This is a genomic window from Empedobacter sp. UBA7248, assembly GCF_002472945.1.
In the GTDB taxonomy this organism is placed as follows: domain Bacteria; phylum Bacteroidota; class Bacteroidia; order Flavobacteriales; family Weeksellaceae; genus Empedobacter; species Empedobacter falsenii_C.
Genome location: NZ_DKSU01000011.1, coordinates 15439 through 33608 on the forward strand (window position 1 = coordinate 15439; position 18170 = coordinate 33608).

General features: G+C 29.9%; 18 protein-coding genes. 10 read left to right on the plus strand and 8 right to left on the minus strand.

The window, feature by feature from the left end:
- Positions 1-475 precede the first annotated feature (475 nt).
- From B4A23_RS11170 to B4A23_RS11210, 10 genes are all read left to right on the plus strand, one after another.
- The gene (locus B4A23_RS11170; protein WP_291120007.1) at positions 476-952 is read left to right on the plus strand and encodes a hypothetical protein; all 477 of its coding nucleotides are present in this window, start codon (positions 476-478) and stop codon (positions 950-952) included.
- 5 nt (positions 953-957) lie between these two features.
- Complete coding sequence (locus tag B4A23_RS11175; RefSeq protein ID WP_291120009.1) at positions 958-1482, plus strand: hypothetical protein; 525 nt, start codon at positions 958-960, stop codon at positions 1480-1482.
- Between the two features lie 211 nt (positions 1483-1693).
- A complete protein-coding gene (locus B4A23_RS11180; protein ID WP_291120012.1) occupies positions 1694-5485 on the plus strand; it encodes a hypothetical protein in 3792 nt (1263 codons plus the stop codon).
- A gap of 497 nt (positions 5486-5982) precedes the next feature.
- Positions 5983-6597: a hypothetical protein gene (locus tag B4A23_RS11185; protein WP_291120015.1), complete on the plus strand. Its 615-nt coding sequence runs from the start codon at positions 5983-5985 to the stop codon at positions 6595-6597.
- Positions 6598-6871: 274 nt separating this feature from the next.
- Positions 6872-7372 carry a GNAT family N-acetyltransferase gene (locus tag B4A23_RS11190; RefSeq protein ID WP_291120018.1) on the plus strand — a complete coding sequence of 167 codons (501 nt, stop codon included), beginning with the start codon at positions 6872-6874 and terminating at the stop codon, positions 7370-7372.
- A gap of 137 nt (positions 7373-7509) precedes the next feature.
- Positions 7510-7971 carry a DUF2199 domain-containing protein gene (locus B4A23_RS11195; RefSeq protein WP_291120273.1) on the plus strand — a complete coding sequence of 154 codons (462 nt, stop codon included), beginning with the start codon at positions 7510-7512 and terminating at the stop codon, positions 7969-7971.
- 320 nt (positions 7972-8291) lie between these two features.
- Entirely contained in the window at positions 8292-8828 is a 537-nt protein-coding gene (locus B4A23_RS11200) for a GNAT family N-acetyltransferase (RefSeq protein WP_291120021.1), read from the plus strand.
- Positions 8829-9144: 316 nt separating this feature from the next.
- The gene (locus B4A23_RS11205) at positions 9145-10098 is read left to right on the plus strand and encodes a Fic family protein (protein ID WP_291120023.1); all 954 of its coding nucleotides are present in this window, start codon (positions 9145-9147) and stop codon (positions 10096-10098) included.
- 185 nt (positions 10099-10283) lie between these two features.
- The gene (locus tag B4A23_RS16565) at positions 10284-10526 is read left to right on the plus strand and encodes a helix-turn-helix domain-containing protein (RefSeq protein WP_414647085.1); all 243 of its coding nucleotides are present in this window, start codon (positions 10284-10286) and stop codon (positions 10524-10526) included.
- A gap of 140 nt (positions 10527-10666) precedes the next feature.
- Positions 10667-11218 (plus strand): ferritin, encoded by a 552-nt coding sequence (locus tag B4A23_RS11210; protein WP_291120025.1) that lies wholly within the window; start codon positions 10667-10669, stop codon positions 11216-11218.
- Between the two features lie 70 nt (positions 11219-11288).
- Here B4A23_RS11210 and B4A23_RS11215 read toward each other — a convergent pair whose 3' ends face one another.
- The 8 genes from B4A23_RS11215 to B4A23_RS11250 all read right to left on the minus strand — a co-directional run bounded on the left by B4A23_RS11215 (position 11289) and on the right by B4A23_RS11250 (position 18038).
- A complete protein-coding gene (locus B4A23_RS11215) occupies positions 11289-11840 on the minus strand; it encodes a lipocalin family protein (protein ID WP_291120028.1) in 552 nt (183 codons plus the stop codon).
- Between the two features lie 3 nt (positions 11841-11843).
- The gene (locus B4A23_RS11220) at positions 11844-12686 is read right to left on the minus strand and encodes an alpha/beta fold hydrolase (RefSeq protein ID WP_291120030.1); all 843 of its coding nucleotides are present in this window, start codon (positions 12684-12686) and stop codon (positions 11844-11846) included.
- 212 nt (positions 12687-12898) lie between these two features.
- Positions 12899-13153: a hypothetical protein gene (locus B4A23_RS11225; RefSeq protein ID WP_291120032.1), complete on the minus strand. Its 255-nt coding sequence runs from the start codon at positions 13151-13153 to the stop codon at positions 12899-12901.
- A 6-nt stretch (positions 13154-13159) separates the two neighbouring features.
- A complete protein-coding gene (locus B4A23_RS11230; RefSeq protein ID WP_291120035.1) occupies positions 13160-15343 on the minus strand; it encodes a hypothetical protein in 2184 nt (727 codons plus the stop codon).
- A gap of 11 nt (positions 15344-15354) precedes the next feature.
- A complete protein-coding gene (locus B4A23_RS11235; RefSeq protein ID WP_291120037.1) occupies positions 15355-16269 on the minus strand; it encodes a hypothetical protein in 915 nt (304 codons plus the stop codon).
- A gap of 15 nt (positions 16270-16284) precedes the next feature.
- The gene (locus B4A23_RS11240) at positions 16285-16869 is read right to left on the minus strand and encodes a phage tail protein (RefSeq protein WP_291120040.1); all 585 of its coding nucleotides are present in this window, start codon (positions 16867-16869) and stop codon (positions 16285-16287) included.
- A gap of 5 nt (positions 16870-16874) precedes the next feature.
- Positions 16875-17462, minus strand: coding sequence for a phage tail protein (locus B4A23_RS11245; protein ID WP_291120044.1), 588 nt, complete (start codon positions 17460-17462; stop codon positions 16875-16877).
- A gap of 3 nt (positions 17463-17465) precedes the next feature.
- On the minus strand, positions 17466-18038 hold the full coding sequence (locus B4A23_RS11250) for a phage tail protein (protein ID WP_291120049.1): 573 nt from the start codon (positions 18036-18038) through the stop codon (positions 17466-17468).
- Between the last annotated feature and the right edge of the window lie 132 nt (positions 18039-18170).

Here is an 18170-nt window from a genome sequence, read left to right on the forward strand (position 1 = left end):
ATTTTGATTTTATTAAATATAACAATGAATAAAGGCTCTTTTATGAAAGCCTTTATTCACTCAACCTCTGTCAATTTCCTTGCGATTTCTAATTTTTCTTGAAGCAAGTTAATCTCTTCTTGCATTTTCAACAATTCTTGTTGCAAAGAATCATTTGTCAGCATTGTGCTTTCCAGTTTATAAAGACACAATTCATTAATTTATTCTTCTTCTTTCTTACATCCCACCAATATGGTAGTAAATAACACAACGGTAAAATAGAAATAATCCATATTATTTTTTTTTGTAAAACACTAATTTACATTATTATATGATATAAATAATATTTTACACAATAAGGTGTACAATGTAGTTTTGTTTGTATATTTGAGGTTAATTTTACGAAATGTCGATATAGGGAATATTTAACGAAACTTGACTATATTTTACTTCGTAAAATAATATGTTAGGCAACATTATAAATAACAAAGTCTATATGAAACACGAATACAATATTATTTACAACCAATTATTTGACTTTTATGAAGAAGGTGATTTATTTTACAAAATAAACCCTGATTACAGTAGACTTTTACAAAATGTATATTACGAATTCAAAGATTTTAATTTAAGAAAACAAATTTTTTCTGAAAGAATAAAGAAAATCATTATAGATTTTGAATATGAAAATCATTTTCCATTAAGAGCAGATGCTAAATTTTTCCTTGTATCTACTTTTGATAATATGATTATTAAACCAATTCTTATAAATTACTTAGAAAATAACAAATCTAACTTTAGTGATTTTGAGAATTATGTACTTGAAATAGTTGATTATGACATTAAATTAATTTTAAAAAATAGTTTAAACTATAAAAAAGAAGGAGAAAAAATAAGTGGCCATCAGATTATGAAATCTGTTGATAATCTTTGGAGTGAAATGAGATCTTCAAAAGTTGATATTTGGGGATAATAAATATGGAAAACAAAAAAGCATCAGTCGAAATTGGAGTTAATTTAAGCAGTAGCTTGATGAACGCAAGTCTTACTATGCTTACAATTATAATGGCATTGTATGTCTTTATAATTGAAAAAAGAGAAGTTAACACATTTTTTTACATCTTTTTTTTCTTAGGTTTTTTAAGTTTTATAATTAGTATTTTTCAAAGTGGTAAAGGAATTGATAAAGCAAGAAAAGCACTTTTTTCTAATAATTTTAGTAGACATAAGACTCGAAAACATTACAATTATCAAGCAATATCTTGTTTTTTAGGCATATTATTTTCCTTAGTTAGCATATTCTGCACAAGTGAAGATAATAGTGAAAAAAAAGGGTTAGAGAAACTAAATAAAAATTTTGAAACTTATATTAAATTAAATAATAGTTATCTTCAAAATTTAGAAAAAAATAAAAACTCAAACGAAAAAATAGAATCAAAACTACTAGAATTAGAAAATAAAATAGAGGAATTATCAAAAACTAAGCAAAATATTCCAAAATAACGTCGCCTAATAAGGGTAACTGTAGCACAATTCTAATTTTAGGTATAAAAACACAAAATAGTTTAATAATAACCTCTTTAAAATCGATTTTAGGGAGGTTTTTTTGTTTTTACGTAAAATCGTAATTTATTGTTAAATGGTTGTTGTATGTTTGGAAATTACACACTTAATATTGATTTACAGATTATTAAATTATAAATAATATTATAAAATGAGATTTATAACGACAAATGATATAACAGTATGGGCAAATACAGTGGATTGTAAATACCACTTACCTCATCTTATTAGAAAGCTAATTTTAGCAACGGTTGATAACAATTCTATTAAAAGCATTCAATTTCCTTATGGAGAAGATGTGCAAACTGGAGGTTTTGATGGAGAACTCTTTACAGAATCAGAAAATATGTTTGTTCCATTGGGAGAGAGTGTATGGGAGTTTGGAACAACAGTGGTCAAAGGTAAAAAAGCAAATGACGACTACGAAAAACGAAAACAAGATACTTTAGGAAAAATCCCTGCCGATACCACCTACATAAATATTAATGCTAAAAAGTATCGGGATAAAAATAAATGGATAGAAGAAAAGAAAAATGAAGGGTTTTGGAAAGATGTGAAGTATATAGACGGAATAGATATTGAACAATGGTTAGAATTGGCACCAACAGTAGAATTGTGGCTTGCAGAAAAGTTAAGAAAACCTACTTTAGGAATATATACAGTTGAAGAATATTGGAAACGTTGGAGCGAAAATGAATTCATAAAAATTGTTCCTGAAATAATATTAGGCGATAGTAGATTAAAAGAGATCGAAACGGTTAGATCATTTTTAGAAAATAATGAAAAAGTATTATATATTAAATCAATAACGACTGATGAGGCTGTAGCATTTCCTTTAGCCATTCTCAAACAATCTGATAATATATCCTATGAGAATATTATAGTTATAGATAATAGAGAATCCTTTAATCAATTTACACAAACAAATAAACCATTAATCATAGTTACTAAATTCAAAGTCGATAGTATAGATTTAAGAGGAGCTGTACAGAATGGACATAAAATAATAATTCCAATAAGTCTTGCAGACGAAACAACATCCTCTGAAAAAATTCAGTTACCAATAGTTTCAAGAGAAACCTTTGAAGCAGGATTAAAAAATATGAGTGTAGACCCTGAACAAGTAAGGATTCTAACTAAAAATTCAGGTAGAAATATATCTGTACTGAAACGATTATTGAAGTTTGATGATACCACAAAACCTAAGTATTTAGATAGTGTAGAAATTAGAGATATTATTCCTATGGTTTTGATAAATCGTTTTTCAGAAGACCTTGATGGAGATAAAGAAATAATTGAAAAACTAGGTGGTAAAACTTCTGATGAGTATATTCAGTTTTTGAGAATTTTAGCAACGTTGGAAGATTCTCCAGTTTACTATATAAATGGCGTATGGAGGTTGGTTTCCCCTACTGATACTTGGTTGTATTTTGCTAAATATATAACCCAACAAGACCTTACAAATTTTCAGAGTATCTGCTTAGAAGTATTAAGTGAAGTTTTACATAAATATACGCTACCATTGGAAAGTAGAGGGAATTTATATTACACACCAGAAAATAGAACGAAATACTCGTCAAAATTGAGAGATGGTATTTGTGAAACACTGGTTGTTATATCTGTCTTCGGGGAAGATTATGGTATAAATTCTATTTCTAATGTGTCTTCACATATAGATAGCATTGTTCAGAAAATCCTTGAAATGGATGTTATTGTTTGGCGTTCGTTATCACGTAATTTGATACTATTAGCAGAGGCATCTCCTAATGTGTTTTTAAGTAATCTGGAAAGAATAATAAAAGATAAATCCGTTACTGCATTTTTTGAACTAGAGCAAGGGTTTTTAGACAGTTCCAACGACTTAGCTCCTTTATTATGGTGTCTTGATATTGTTGCGTGGTTTCCAGAGCACCTTATGAGAGTTTCGACAGCTTTATGTGAAATAATACTAATTTCTCCAGAAAGTTTCCCAACAACAAATACACCATTAAGTAATCTGAAAAATATATACAGAGCTTGGTATCCACAAACGAATACAAGTGCAGAAGACAGAAAAAAGATACTTGAAATCCTTGTAAAGAAATATCCAGATACATTGTATGGGCTTTTACATAGTTTAGTAGGAAGTAAACACGATACTGCCTTTCATATTCCAAGACCAAAATGGAGATTATTTTCTGAACTCAGAGAAATACGAGTGACTCAACGTGAAGTTTACTATATGCGAGGATTCTGCATAGACCACATTATAGAAATGTCAAAAGATAATGTCAAAAGAATTTTGGCTCTCATAGATTTATTAGATGATATAGAATGGGATAGAATTGATAAAGCATTGAATACAATAGAAACAAGTTCTAATTTTGAAGAAGAAGACAAGAAACAGATATATCATAAATTCCGAAAATTCATAGGAAATCATAGAAGTTATCCAACAGCACATTGGGCTTTGCCAACAGATATTCTTGATAAAATAGAGCAAATAGCATTCAAATTTAAACCAAAGAATGATATTTTAAACGAATCATACCTTTTTGAAGAGCATCATCCTGAATTTATAGAAGGAAGGCAAGGAAATGATTTTGATAAGCAAAATGAGGATATTTTGTCAAGAAGACTTGAATTTATTGAAGCCGTTCTTGATAAGTACGGAATAGATAAAGTTTTTGAGTTAGCGTCTAAAATAGAACACTCATATCTTTATGGGAATGTACTTGCTTCATCTGATAAAATTAATCAAGTAGATACGCTGACTATTTACAAACTTATTGAATCAGAAGATAAGGGTTTATTGAGTTTATCAAGAGAATTTATTCGTATTTCCGAAAACAGAACTGATTTGCAGACACAAACAGATATATTAACTGGTTTGATACAATCTGGGCTTTCTACACAAGGAATTGTGATTTTTCTTGATTCTTTGCAAGATAGGATAGATTTGTGGAAGTTTATTTCAGACTTAAAACACGAAGAGGTTGAAAAGTTGTATTGGAAAGCACAATCAGGCTTTATATATACAGAAAATAAGGACGAGCTTTTTTACGTATTAGATAAATTACATCAATATAATAAACCTTTTACCTTTTTGAATACTTTAGGTTGGGGGGCTTATGTACATAAAAATACTTTGACTTCGGATGAGGTTTTAACAGCACTCGAAAAAGTATTTCTTACAGATTTCGATGATTCGTCTCATTTAGACCATCATAATTTTAGAAACTTATTAGATTTCTTATACTCAAAGAATGATTATGCCGTAGAGAGAGGTGCAAAAATTGAAATAAAATTCATCTATGTTTTTACGGGAGGTTCATATAGTCCAAAAAACTTATTTAAATTGATGTCTCTAAAACCTGACGAGTATTTCGGGATATTGAGTCAGGTGTATTTACCTGATGAAGGTGAGCTTAAGGAAGAGGAAATACAAAAGGTAAAAGACACCCCAGCCTATCAAGAAATTCTTAAAGCAGGCTGGGGTATTCTTGATTCTTTTAATCTGATACCATCACAAAAAGAAGATGGTTCTTTGGATTCAGAAATTTTAAAAGAATGGGTAAATGGAGTAAGAGAACTTGCTAAAGAAAATCATAGAATCAAAATTACAGACGATTGTATTGGTAAGTTGCTCGCAAAGTACCCTATTAATATGAAAGAAAATAAGGGCTTTCCCATTGAGATTTATGATATAATAGAAGAAATAGGGACAGATGAAATTACGACTGCTTTCCAAATACAAATTTCAAACAATTTAGGGTTTACAAGTAGAGGAGCATTTGAGGGTGGGAATATTGAAAGATTTAGGGCTAATTATTTTGAGTCTCTCTTCGAAGATACAAAAATTACCCATCCAAATGTCTCTCTCATTTTTAAATATCTCAGAGATGGATATTCATCTCAGGCAAAGTGGGAAGATGAAAACGCTTTATTAAGAAGTTTAGAATAAGATAAACTACAATATTATTTTTTACATTTTAATATAAATGTATTAATGACATATACAAGCTTCCACTTCTCAAATTCAAAAAATTAAAATATAAAACCTCTTTAAAAGCAATTTTAGGGAGGTTTATTGTTTTTACACGATAATGTATAAATTAGTTTTGTTTGTATATTTGAGTTTAATTTTACGAAATAAAGATATAGGTGTGTTTTTTACTAAACTTGACTATATTTTACTTCGTAAAATAATATGATGTGACGCAATTCTCCGCTATGATACGAATTACGTCACATCGGTTGCCGGATTACATCCGATAATGTACACATTTCATCGCAATCGCTCTGAACTGCGTACATCATCAGATTTGCTAAATAAAAAATACACGCAACTTCGTTGCTATATTTTTCACTGGCGCAAATCCGTCAACCGTTAGCAGTCATTCTAAAACGAGACACAAAAAAAATATGGGAATATTTGACAAGTTGTTTAAGACAAAAAAAATGCAATACGAAATAGTTAGAGACAAAAATGGTAAACATCAAATTGGAGGAGAAATTCCTCAAGATTTTAATATTCCGAAAAACGAATTTTTAGGGGGATTTCAATACTTAGGTTACATTGATAATTCTGACCCACTATTTTCTTGGTTACCTTTTAAAGTAAACTTAATACATCCAATTTACACGGACGAATATTTTGTCTACCTTGATTATTCAAATCCAAATAGACCGACTATTATTGAACCGACAGACACAGCTTCGTCAACAAGTGCATTTGACGAAATTAACAAAGACTCAAAAGTTATTTGGGAAGGAGTTAAAGTAGGCTTGGAGGCTAAAGAAGAAATTGACGAATTTGAAAGTATTGGCATTTGTGGACAACCAGAATGGTTACAAGATGCTGAAATTCCAAAATGTCCGAAAAGTGGAAAGTCTATGAAATTCTTATGTCAATTAGGAAGTTTTAGTGATATTAATTCTACATTCAGCAACGTTGAACCGACTTATGGAATGGCAGAATACTTTGAGAAATTAAACTTTTGGTGTGATGGAAATTTATACGTTTTCATTGAACCAAAAACAAAAACTATATGCTGCACGATGCAAAACACATAAGTTCTAACTAATGATGACAAATAAAGAACGAACTGCTAACATCAGCTTGCCAAAATGCGTTTTTTTTTGGGGTTAGATTGAACGCTATTGTTTTCTAATACGCCAAAAGCTGCCCATATTCGTATTTTTTGTAAGTTTACAAATAGTGGAACAGCTTTGGCTTCGTTTGGGTCTGAATTGAACATTCGCTCAATTCATACCCGCACTTCGCTAATGCGTTTCTCGTTAGCTGATATACTATAAAAAGTAATCTTCAAATAAATCAAAATTAAAAATGAATTTAAAACTTAAACTGGAGAAATTTTCTGAAAACGATTTCCAAAACTACTTCGAACTTGTAAATGATGAAAAAGTTATGGAAATGATAACTGAAAGATCTTTGGAATTAGAAGAGGCTAAAAAAGATTTTGAAAAAATAATTGCAAATAATAAACTTGACGAAAACTTTGGAAGCTATAAAATTTTAAATATTGAAACACGTGAATTTTTAGGATTTGCAAAACTTGAAATCAAAAGCAAAGAAAGTAATGAAGCTGAAATTGGATATATGATTTTGCCAAAATATTGGGGAAAAGGAATTGCAGGTAAAATTGGAAAACAGTTAATTGAAACCGCAAAAACACAAAAATCAATTGAAAGTTTGTTCGCAATAATTGACCCTAAAAATTTAGCTTCAAGGAAAATATTGACAAACAATGGATTTACATCAAAAGAGTTTAAAGATTTTGATGGGCTTCCTGGCGAAATTTTAGAACTAAAAATACTTGATAAATAAGAAGCAAAAAGTACGTCCAGTTATCTGCAATCTTGTCAAAACTATGTACCAAATGATAATAAAGTTATTCCAGTTTATAAATAAAAAAAAACGAAGATAAATTTAAGTGTCTTTGTTGAGGATAAATTTATGACGAAATTCCTTTAACTTTTGGAAGTGATTTTCCAAATTATTATTTTTCAATTCCTGAAAATGAACTTAAACAACGCGTTGATTATCAAAAGAGTTTATGCGTAATTGATAAACATTTTTTTCATAGAGTTAGAATTGAAATTCCAATTATTGATTACAAAGAAAATCTAAAATTTGACATTTGGACAACAATTAGCGAAGAAAATTTTATTAAACGAAATGAAGATTGGAATAATGAAAATCGAATACATAATGAACCATATTTTGGTTGGCTACAAAATGAAATTCCAACATATGAAAATACATTAAATCTTAAAATTATTGCTAAAGAAAATGGATTGGATTTAATTCCAAATGCTGAAATAATTGAAGAAAATCATTCTCTTCAAATTGATCAACAAAATGGAATATCATTTGAAGAAGCAATTAATATTGCACAAAAAATATTAAAAATACAACATAATTAAACAAAAGATAAAGACTAGAGCTAACATCGGTAACTGTTGTACAATTCAAATTTTAGGTACAAAAACACAAAATAGTATAAATAATAACCTCTTTAGAAGTGATTTTATGGAGTTTTTTGTTTAAAATACTATTGAACTGTTTCGAGAGTTTCGCTAACGATAAATTATATTTTATCAAAGTATTAATTCACATATAAATAATTATATTAGCGAGTAATTTAACGAAATGTAGATATAGGGAATATTTAAGGAAACTTTTCTATTATTTAGTTCGTAAATTACGATGTTAACTGTAACACAACAAAAACAGACCAATAAAAATGAGAATTGAAATAGATACAGACTTAGAACTAAAACAATTAAATTTAGCTGATTCAATTGAAATTTTTAATACAATTGATAGTCAACGAGATTATTTAGGAAAATGGTTACCTTTTGTTGCTTTTACAAAAGAAGTTAAAGACACTGAAAACTTTGTAAAATCCATTGTTAATGCTACTGAAGATAAATTTGAATTTGTATTTACTATTAGAAAATCTGATAAATTTATAGGGTTAATTGGTTTTAAAGATACCGATAAACAAAATAATAAAACAGAAATTGGATATTGGCTTTCTGAAAACTATCAAAAACAAGGAATTGTAACAAAATCTGTTAGAAAAATTTGCGATTTTGCTTTTGATGAACTTGGATTAAATAAAATTCAGATAAAATGTGCTGTAAATAATGTACCAAGTAAAAATATTCCTAAAAGATTAGATTTTGTATTCGAAGGAATTGAAAGACAAGGTGAATTATTAACTTCTAATTTTTATACTGATTTAGAAATATACAGTAAATTGAAATCAGAAAGATAAACTAATCGAATAAGAAATCAATAAAATGTGCTACAGCTAACATGTGTAACTGTTGCGCAACTCCAATTTTAGGTATAAAAACACAAAATAGTATAAAAACGGCCTCTTTAAAAGCGATTTTAGGAGGTTTTTGTATTTATGTAAAACTATATTTCATTGTGAGATGGATATTGTATATTTGGAATAATTTGACGAAAAATAGATGTAGATGTTTCGTAAAAAAACAATGATGTGACGCAATATTTCCCGTACTTTTCACCTTAAATTCGTATTAAAAATCTATTTTTGTGATAGTATCAAATGATAGTATCATAAAATGAAACCACCTTACGAAATAACGACAGAAATTTTAAAATTTATCTCATCAATTTCAGAAAAAATTGGAGAAGTAAATGCTAAATTTTTAATTAAAACGAATCCAACTTTAAGAAAACAAAATAAAATAAAAACAATACATTCTTCATTAAGCATTGAAGGAAATACTTTGACGGAAGAACAAATCACGGCGATTTTGGAAAATAAGAGAGTTGTTGGGCCTGAAAAAGATATTCTTGAAGTTTTAAATGCTTTGGAAGTTTATAAAAATATCAACAAACTAAAACCTTACGATGAAAAAGATTTTCTAAACGCTCACAAACTATTGCTTCAAAAATTAATTCAAAACCCTGGAAAATATCGAAATCAAGGGGTTGGAATTGTAAAGGGTTCGAAAGTAGAACATATTGCGCCACCTTTCGAAAATGTTCCGTATTTAATGAAAGATTTGTTCGAATATTTAAAAGACAAATCAGAATTGAGTTTAATCAAAAGTTGTGTTTTTCATTACGAAATGGAATTTATTCACCCTTTTTTAGATGGAAACGGAAGAATGGGAAGGTTGTGGCAAATGTTGATCTTAATGCAAGACTATCCTATCTTTGAGTTTCTTCCTTTTGAAACTTTAATTTCTAAAAATCAAGAAGAATATTATAAAGCATTATCTCAAGCAGACAAAGAAGGAAAATCAACAAAATTTATTGAATATATGCTTAGAATAATTGACAATTCTCTCGCTGAATTACTCGAAAATTCAAGCAAAAAACTTTCTAATGAAGATAGAATACAAATCTTCCTTGAGCAAAATAATAATGAATTTACAAGAAAAGATTATCTGATTTATTTCAAAGGAATATCTTCAGCAACTGCAAGTCGAGATTTAAAAAATGCAGTTGAAAATAATCTAATAGTAAAAAATGGAGATAAGAAAACGACAACATACAGAAAACAATAATACAGCGTACAAAATTGGTAACTGCTGCGCAATTCTAATTTTAGTTTCAAAAACACAAAATAGTATAAATAATAACCTCTTTTAAATTGATTTTAGAGAGTTTTTTTGTTTTACGTGAAACCTTAAATATGAAATAGTTGATATGTATTTAATGTATAAAAAATAATATAAGTTATCACGACCCAATACGTCAATCTAAATGTTTATCCACTTCATTAAAATCAAAAGGCTTTACCAATTTTAATCATTATTTAAATTCTTATCGTATTCAATACGCAAAAGATTTAATCATAAATAGTGATTTGAATAAAGTGACATTACTTTATATATACTCAGAAGCAGGTTTTGCGAATCAATCAACTTTCAACCGAGTATTCAAAAATTTAGAAGGAATTACACCTTCCGAGTTTATCAAAAACTATATTTAAATAATTTTTCAAGTCTTCAAGATATATAAAAAGAATTAAAACGAATCTAAATATCAACATTTTAGAAAGTATTAACATTCAAAAAACGGGTTTGGTGCGAAAATTCCATTCAATATTTTCAACTTAAATAACCCTTAAAAATGAATACAACAAGAATTTCTAAAACATTACAAAAAGCACTAAATGATCAAATTACATTAGAAGCTTTTTCGGCACAAATTTATCTAATGCTTGCATGTTGGGCAGATGAAAATCAATTGGACGGAGTTAAAAATTTTATGATGAAACACTCTCAGGAAGAGCGCGTACATATGGCTAAAATTATAGAATATGTGCAAGAACGTGGTGGAACTGTAAGAATTGAAGCCATTAAAAAACCTGGTCCTGAACCTAAAAATGTATTAGAGTGTTTTCAAGCTGTTTTAAAACAGGAAATCGAAAATACCGAATCCATTTACAAAATTGTAAAAATGAGTATGGAGGAAGAAGATTGGGCAACATGGAATTTCTTACAATGGTTGGTTGCTGAACAACGTGAAGAAGAAAAATTAGCACTCGATTTATTAGACAAAGCAAAATTAGCGGGTGGTGCTAATATGTCTGATGCTGCAAAATTTGACTTAAACAAAACGATTGGTAATACGGGACAAGATTTTCCGACAGCAGATCAAATTAATCCATTAGCAGAATAATATATTCATCATTCATCTCAAAGGGCTAATTTNNAAATTAGCCCTTTGAGATGAAACTATATTTATCAACTTAATCTTGTACAGTCCAAGTAAGTTCCTCTACCGCATATCCTTTTTCTTCTGCATACAAAAGAAACTTTTGTTTTGTTGCTTCCGAAATTGTTTTTTGTCGTGATAAAATCCACATATAATCATGACTTTCACCAAAAACCAAAGCCGTTTCATAATCGGGATCCATCAACACAACATTATATCCTGAATAAAATGGACCAAAGAAACTAACTTTTAAAGCTCCTTTCCCCTCTTCTCCATTCAACTGAGCTTTTCCATGAGCTTCTGTCCATTCGTTTTCTTTATAATCAAAACCTCTGTTATGAACTTCTATTACACCTTTCTTATTCAAAAAATAAGTCGCAGTTACATGACTCATATTTTTTTCGTATTTGAAATCTAAACGTGCAATTTCATACCACTTTCCCATGTATTGTTGCGGATCAAAATTTTCGACCACTGTAACATAATCCGGGATTTTAACTTTTCGACAATTCAACCAAGCGTATGTCAACCCTCCTAACCCTGCTAACGCTAAACCTGAGATCATCTTTTTATTTAATTGCTTCATAATTTATTCTTTTTCGTGTTCTATATTTAACAAAAACTCGACTAAATCCATATTCAATTGTTCTCTATGAGTAATATTTAAACCATGAGGAGCATCTTCGTAAACAATATAAGTGGCATGCGGGATTAATTTAGAAGCTTGATCGCCAGCAGTTTTTATAGGAACAGTTTGATCTTCTTTTCCATGTATAATTAAAGTCGGAACATCAATCATTTGGCATTCTTTTCTAAAATCAGTATCCATCCAAGACAAAGCGGCTTTCAAAGTTGCAACAGGTGAAGCATGAGACGAAACAGAAAAATCAAAATCTAATTGTTCTTTACTCACTGATTTTTTTAATAATCCGTAATTATAAAAACCTTTATGAAAACCATCTAAAAACTCCAATCGATTAGTTTGAAGTTGATGTACAATTTCATCTAAATTTTTCTGCGGAACACCATTTTCATTATCAGCTGTTTGTTTTACCAAAGGAATAATCGAACTAATTAAAGCTACTTTCGAAATATTTTTGTTTCCATAATTCGCAATATAACGCACTACTTCTCCTCCTCCCATAGAAAAACCAACTAACACAACATTTTTCAATTGCAATTCATCAATCAAAGCATGTAAATCTTCTGCTAAAGCATCATAATCATAACCGTCCCAAGTTGCGCAAGACTTTCCAAAACCTTTACGATCATATGCTATACAACGAAAGCCCGCATCTACAATTTTTGGAATTTGATATTCCCAAGATTGCAAACTAAGTGGCCAACCATGTATCAAAACAATAGGTTGCGCCATTTTATTACCATAATCTACATAATGTATGTTATAGTCCTTTCTTTTTAATTTCGCCATAGTAATTATTTTTTGTGATTTATTTTTAATGGTAGTCTTCTATATTTCACTACAAGCATTAAGCCAATAATCACATTTCAAAAGGTTTAACATTTGTAACTGTTGCAAAAAAATAATAATTTTCTAATCAACAATATCCAAAGAAGAGTCAATAATTAAAACAAAAAAGTCTGAGAAAAACTCAGACTTTTAATAATTAAAACACAAAAATTTTAATGATTTCTTATTAATTTATTTCTTCCATAATAACCTATAACAACAGCTGTAAATAACAAAACTATTGTATATGAATTTATAGGTGTTCCATCTACAGGATCATCTCCAGGATCGTGTCCTCCAGGATTTGTATTCGCAGTGTCTTCACTAAAAAAACTAATACTAGAATTTCCATCTTCTGCATGTAGATTTGTAAAGGGAAGCAATAAAAATAAACTTCCACATAAAATGTTTTTTAATTGTTTTTTCATCTCACATTATTTTACAATTATTTTTTTAGAAATTTTAGTTCCATCATAAGATTCAACCCAAATAACATAAATTTTAGTCGACGTTGATAAATCAAAATGCGTCTCAAATGTATTTAAAGAAGATATACTTTTTACTAAGCTACCTTCTAGATTATAAACTTTTACAGTTTTTAATTTTTCAGTTGATTGGATATGAACTATATGATTTTCAGTATAAACATTTAGTTTATTTTTTTCATTCAAATCAGTTGTATGCAATAAACTGTTTGTATAAACTATTTCGAAACGATTCGCAAAATAACCTTTATCACTGATGAAATTATAATCCCCTTTTGATAAATCAGTGACTTTATTTAATTCTTTATCAACTAAATAAATAGATTGCCCTTGCGCAAAAATTCCATTTGTTTTCGCCAACGAAATCGTGTAATTTCCAGCAGTTAAGATGTTAACAACTAAATCAAATTGGTCTTTTTCATCAAACTCAGCTCCTCTACCTTGAATAGACATTTCTTTCTGATCGATCAGCGAATAAATACCAGGATAGACTCGCATGGGTTCTGCATCAAAAACCTTTTCATATTGTTTCGTAGAACCTTCTTTATACCCAATAAGAGTCGAATTTAACGTTTCATTATTTTGTTTTAAACTCAACCAAAATTTATCATCTTCTTTCGTTTTATATGAAATCACTTCGTTCCCCGTAACACGCATACCATTATTAAAAATAAATGGTATTGATGTTGGTGTTGGTGAGACTACTTTACTTTCTGCTTGTACAATAAAACCTTGTCCAACACCTATTGTCGTTGAGGTTACTGTAGGGTCACTCCATCCCATTTGGTCATTGTAAATCATCCAATTATCTCCAGAAAATTCTCCATTAACGATTGGTTTTTTATGTGTCCAAACAAAGACATTCGAAATAGTTGACATTCCTGAATTGAATGATATAACTTTCTTCAAGTCAACTGGAGATGGATAAGGATTACCAACTGCATTATTACCAAATTTATTTTTAGTTAACATCATTAAAACAGAACCGTTATTCGGAACTCCATTAAAAGTACCTTCAAATACTTTTGCTACACCTTCTCCATAATTATTAAAATTATTTGGTGCTCTAAACGCAATATATTCTCCTTTTTGAAAAATATCAGCTGCATTAATATTTGCGATCCAATTATTTGTAGACTCATCATAGCGATAAAAGCGATTTTGTAATGTTTTAGGGGATAAAGCCAAAATATTTTGTCCAAAAACAGGCGAAGACCAATCCAACGTTTCTAAGCGATAAATTAGCTCTGATTGACGTTTGAAACTAATATTTCCTATGTTTACAGCATTGTCATTTTGTTGCATTAAATAAGCGCCATGTTCAAAAACAACCTGATGAGAAGTATTGGTAACGTTTCGATCAACTGTATATGTAACGCCTGAAGGAACAGTTACATCTGCCTCAAATGTGAGTGTTTTAGCAGCCAAATCATAAGGATATGATGCTCTAAGAATGGCATCTTTGGTAAGTGTTGGTACACCATCACTCCAAACGCCATTTTCCCAAATCGTTGGCAAAGAAGGAGTAACTTCTGTCCATGTAAATGCATCTAACCCAACATAATTGGTTGGAGTATTTGTAGAAATTTCAAGTTCATTGATTGCATAATTTGAATAATCTATTCCATTTATATTTTTCAAATTAACTTGAATATATCCATTCGTCATAAGAACATTTAAAGGAATATAAAGTGCTGTAAAAATAATTGTCCCATTCTCTTTTCCATTTATCATAATTGGTGCAGGCATAATAAGAGGAAATTGCTGTAAATTATAATCAGATAAAAAAAGATAAAAATTTTTCGAGGTAAAATTAAACCCTTCACTTTTTATCTTAAAACTTGGATTAACACCAAATCCTGCTGCACCGTCATTATCAATGTATTTATGATCTATAGCCGTACCATTCCATCCTGTGCCAGGATAATTTCCCTGAATTCTAAAAGAACCTAAAGGATAATCAACCGTAGGAGCACTTTCTATTTTAAATAGTTTTCCGTTGCTTGTAAAAGTGTAACTATCATTTATTGCACTTTCAAAATCTTCTGTATAAGGTAAATTTTGAGCAAACGAAAAAATAAAGCCAAAAAGTAGTAATAAGGTAAGTTTATATCGTTGTAAAGTTTTTTTCATAAAATTAGAGATTATACATTTTGAAGATTTTTTACAGTTTTATGAATATCAGTTTTACTGGCAAAACTTTTTGTAGGCATAATAAATTCTTGATGAAACAGATTACGGTATTTATCATTATCATAACCTATTACACTTTTACAAATTAATTCACCTCCAGATCCACCTTGCATCAGAATAACTTCTTGATCATTTTTATTTCTCAAAATCAAAGGATAATTTAATTTTTGACCTTCAGTAGTACTCAAAACAAAATCAATATTTTTACTCGCTATAGCCAAATCTCTACTATTCGTTTTTGTTTTATCCATTCCTAATTGAGATAAACAGATCACGAGATCGCATTTATTTTCAGATTTTAATTTTTTTGCAATTCTATTCGCAGCTTTGTAAGGGTTTTCTACGATTATTTTAGAATTCATACTATTTTGTGCAACACTTGTAATACCAATTTTTAAATTCTTTGTATTAAATATCACATATTGTTTGATAGATTCTGACCAACCAGTCTCATTTGATGAATAATTGCAATTAATCAAAGGAAAATTAAATGATTTAGCTAATTTTAAAAAAGATTGAATATCTGTTTTTAGATAATTTGAACTTAATGCTACAGCATGATAACCAATAGAATTGATTGATTGAAGCATTTCTAAATTTATCTTATCTAAATCAAATAAATTACCTGCATCAACTGTCAATCCTTTAGATATTTGTTGATTCAATTCACTTCTTATCTTGTTGTAAATTGATGGATGAAATGATAAATTCAAATCATTACTTTGATAAATTGTTAGATGTGATGTATCAATTAAATCATGTATATTTCGAGAAACATTTGCTAGACCATTTAATGAAGGACTTAGAATTGTCATCCCCATTAAAGATGCGGTATGTTTCAGAAAAGAACGTCTATTACTTTCCATATTTTTCTTATTTAATTACCCTCTTGGAGGAAAAACTCCATATAAACAAATCACATAATTCATCCCAATATAAGGTTGCATATTGTTATGAGGAATTGATCCTCCTGAAGCCTGTGTTCTCAATTTCATGTCTATATTAGCATTTATTTCTACTGCAGGTTCTTCTAAATTCACTCCCATTGTTGGAGCAAAATAACCGTTTACCAAAAACCCAGGCTGAGCAATTGATGAACCTGTAATAGGGGTCGATTGTGTAGCCGGAGACGAACTAACTTTTAACTTTGGTTGATCCGTCATCACAACTCCGTGTGTATGAGATGGCATTTCATGTGTCAATAATGGTACATTTTTTTCTCCCCCTGTTTCACCCAATACTCTTGCAGATAGTCCAGGTCCTTGTCCTACACCTATTCCTACATGATCTCTGAAATCAGGCAGACCAAAAGTTGTTCGTCCATCTCCTCCGTATGTTGTCCCTAATATTGAAAACAAGGCCGTATTTTGTTTAATAGCGATTAATTGACCTTGACAAAATGCCCAATTCATTGGGGCAAAATTGCCAGCAAATAATCTCACTTCTCCTATATAAGCTTCTCCCATAAATTCTAATTTCGCGAAGGAAAATTTCCTTCTATTGCTATAATAAAATTAATCCCCAAATAAGGTTGCATATTGTTATGAGGCTGATTTCCTCCAACTGGTAAAGTTGTTTTCGTTAAATCTTCATTTTTCAAGGAAGTTTCATGTAACGTCATGTTAGGTACTTCTTGATTATACCCTAAAGTTGAAATTCCATTATTTGTTGCAACACCCAAACTTTTTCCTTTTGTTGGTTCGTGTGCAGTAGATGACATATTACTTGCAATTCCATTTGTTACTTGTAACGAATTCTTATCTACGACATGAGTATGAGCAGGTAATTGAGTAGTCATAAGTTTTACACTTTCTGCTCCTACTTGTTCACCCAAAATAATATTACTTAATCCCAGTCCTTGTCCCATTCCAACTGGTACACGGCTAGCAAGATTTGGTAAAGCAAAAGTAGAACTACCATCTCCTCCATAAGTAGTTCCTATAATAGCGAATAACGCATCATTTTCACTTATAGACAATAATTGTCCCTGACAAAGCATCCACCCTAAAGGAGCAAAATTCCCCGCAAACATTCTAATTTCTCCTATTGTTTGTTCCATAAATTAATTTCTTGATGGATAGATTCCAAATAAACAAATCACATAATTCATCCCTAAAGAAGGCATACGGTTTTCATGTCGTTGGTTTCCTCCTTGCGGTTGCAGTGTAACATCTCCTAAATCAACGGAGTTATTATTCAACCCAACATTTGGTTCTGCCTGTACAAAACCTTGTGTAGGAACTTTCATACGACCTCTTGATTCAACAGGTGCAGCCAAACTAGAACCTGATGTAATCCTTGCTTGAGTAGCATCCTTCGCACTTACCTTAAAATGATTCCCTTTTATTTCTACAAGATGTATATGCGCAGGTATTTCTGTAGAAGTTAAGGCATGTGCTTCTTCTCCTGCCATTTCCCCTAAAGGAATTTCATTTGAAAAACCTACAGGAATTCGACCTCTAAAATCCGGTAAAGCAAAAGTCGTTACGCCATTTCCTCCATACATTGCTCCCAGTACACTAAATAAAGCCTGATTCTGATTAATAGGCAACATTTGTCCATGGCAGAAAGCCCAATTCTTAGGGGCAAACTGACCTGCAAACATCCGAATTTCACCAATTGTTCCTTCGTTCATATAAATTAAATTTTTTGAATTATCATACTAATGGGAAGAGGAGAGTAAAATGACAATTTATATAAATTGCATTTAAATTTACTTAATTATAGAATGAGTTTAACTTTTATAGGGGGGACAAATAAGGGGACA

Excerpts from the sequence above, each read along its gene's own strand:
- B4A23_RS11170 (WP_291120007.1), top strand. The coding sequence starts at position 476 with ATGAAACACGAATACAATATTATTTACAACCAATTATTTGACTTTTAT.
- B4A23_RS11175 (WP_291120009.1), top strand. The coding sequence starts at position 958 with ATGGAAAACAAAAAAGCATCAGTCGAAATTGGAGTTAATTTAAGCAGT.
- B4A23_RS11180 (WP_291120012.1), top strand. The coding sequence starts at position 1,694 with ATGAGATTTATAACGACAAATGATATAACAGTATGGGCAAATACAGTG.
- B4A23_RS11185 (WP_291120015.1), top strand. The coding sequence starts at position 5,983 with ATGCAATACGAAATAGTTAGAGACAAAAATGGTAAACATCAAATTGGA.
- B4A23_RS11190 (WP_291120018.1), top strand. The coding sequence starts at position 6,872 with ATGAATTTAAAACTTAAACTGGAGAAATTTTCTGAAAACGATTTCCAA.
- B4A23_RS11200 (WP_291120021.1), top strand. The coding sequence starts at position 8,292 with ATGAGAATTGAAATAGATACAGACTTAGAACTAAAACAATTAAATTTA.
- B4A23_RS11205 (WP_291120023.1), top strand. The coding sequence starts at position 9,145 with ATGAAACCACCTTACGAAATAACGACAGAAATTTTAAAATTTATCTCA.
- B4A23_RS11210 (WP_291120025.1), top strand. The coding sequence starts at position 10,667 with ATGAATACAACAAGAATTTCTAAAACATTACAAAAAGCACTAAATGAT.
- B4A23_RS11215 (WP_291120028.1), bottom strand. The coding sequence starts at position 11,840 with ATGAAGCAATTAAATAAAAAGATGATCTCAGGTTTAGCGTTAGCAGGG.
- B4A23_RS11220 (WP_291120030.1), bottom strand. The coding sequence starts at position 12,686 with ATGGCGAAATTAAAAAGAAAGGACTATAACATACATTATGTAGATTAT.
- B4A23_RS11225 (WP_291120032.1), bottom strand. The coding sequence starts at position 13,153 with ATGAAAAAACAATTAAAAAACATTTTATGTGGAAGTTTATTTTTATTG.
- B4A23_RS11230 (WP_291120035.1), bottom strand. The coding sequence starts at position 15,343 with ATGAAAAAAACTTTACAACGATATAAACTTACCTTATTACTACTTTTT.
- B4A23_RS11235 (WP_291120037.1), bottom strand. The coding sequence starts at position 16,269 with ATGGAAAGTAATAGACGTTCTTTTCTGAAACATACCGCATCTTTAATG.
- B4A23_RS11240 (WP_291120040.1), bottom strand. The coding sequence starts at position 16,869 with ATGGGAGAAGCTTATATAGGAGAAGTGAGATTATTTGCTGGCAATTTT.
- B4A23_RS11245 (WP_291120044.1), bottom strand. The coding sequence starts at position 17,462 with ATGGAACAAACAATAGGAGAAATTAGAATGTTTGCGGGGAATTTTGCT.
- B4A23_RS11250 (WP_291120049.1), bottom strand. The coding sequence starts at position 18,038 with ATGAACGAAGGAACAATTGGTGAAATTCGGATGTTTGCAGGTCAGTTT.